Source organism: Cupriavidus sp. UYPR2.512 (genome assembly GCF_000379565.1).
Lineage (GTDB): Bacteria > Pseudomonadota > Gammaproteobacteria > Burkholderiales > Burkholderiaceae > Cupriavidus.
Genome location: NZ_KB903107.1, coordinates 1 through 1,317 on the forward strand (window position 1 = coordinate 1; position 1,317 = coordinate 1,317).

The following is a 1,317-nucleotide window of genomic DNA, read 5'->3' on the forward strand; positions in this document are numbered from 1 at the left end:
CGAGCCGCTCCCGCCGGACAATCCGACGGGTAGCAAACTACGTGAGGCAACAAGTCAGCGCGAGTTGCAATTCTGATGAGTCAATGCGACTCGCTCCTCATTTGTCGCGCGAGCTGAACGCTCAAACTATCTTTCAGGTTTAGCGAATCCCGGTCCGATCTGTCTTGTCATCACACTCGATTGCCAACGCAACCTTTCGACGTCACCCTGTAATCTTCGCGGATACCCGCGGCACTATTTTCTATCTTTGAGTCAAGTCGGTCGTGTGCTCACGTGATCCTGCTTGTATGGTCTGTCATGCGCGAGAATAGCCCAGATAGTTCGAGCCATCTTGTTGGCAAGTGCTACGGTGACCACGTTCGCAGGTCGTCGTTTCTGCATTTGCTCCGCCCACGTTCCGGCATGCTTCGCGTGGAAGAGCACGCTGCGCGCGCCATGGATCAGGAGCGTGCGCACATACGTGTCGCCGCGCCGGCTAATTCCGAGTAGCTGGACCTTTCCCCCGGTGCCAGTCTGCTTGGGTACGAGACCGAGCCAGGCGGCAAACTCGCGCCCAGACTTGAACGCCTTTGCGTCACCCATGCTCGCGACTGTGGCCGTCGCTGTCAGCAAGCCAACGCCCGGGATCGCGGCGATCGCCTTGCACGCCTTGTCTTCCTTCATCCACGTCTGCAAGCGCCGTTCGATCTCTGCGATTTGCTTGTCGAGGCGGTCAAGGTCATTCCACAGATCGCGTAAAGATTCGATCAGCATTGCTGGCAGTCGCTCCGCAAGCCTTGCCAGCACTCCTGGGATCGCCTTATCCAGTGCGCCGCGGCTTTTGGCCATCACCTCACCGTATTCGGACAGTAACCCTCGCAGACTGTTCATCTGCATCGTTCGCATCTTAATTTTCTGTTGCCGCAACCGATGCAGCGCCAGTACGGCCTGCTGCGATTCGGTCTTGACTGCGACGGCCTTGCTTGGCATCTGTGTGGCCATCCAGATCGCGCGCGCATCCGCCGGGTCATTCTTGTTGCCGATCACGAATGCCTTGACGAACTTGGCCGGCATCAGCTTGACCTGATGGCCCATCTCGATCAATCGCCGCGCCCAGTGTTGGGCACCGCCACAGGCCTCCATACCAATCAAACAGGGTTCGCGATTCGCAAAATGTTCGAGGAACACGGCGCGCTTCAGTTGCTTGTTCACGATTTCGCCTGTGTCAGCATCCACCCAGTGAACCTGGTCGGGTAGCAGCGACGCATTACTGCGCCGCCGCCCCCTCAGAACCGGACGTGCAGGTCGCCCCGCATCCGGCTCAAGCCATTCCTTCAG

General features: G+C 58.5%; 1 protein-coding gene. It reads right to left on the minus strand.

Translation table 11 applies throughout. The features are described 5' to 3' along the window. Nucleotides 1-252 precede the first annotated feature (252 nt). Nucleotides 253-1,269 (minus strand): IS110 family transposase, encoded by a 1,017-nt coding sequence (locus A3A5_RS0122445; RefSeq protein WP_051108564.1) that lies wholly within the window; start codon nucleotides 1,267-1,269, stop codon nucleotides 253-255. Nucleotides 1,270-1,317 lie beyond the last annotated feature (48 nt).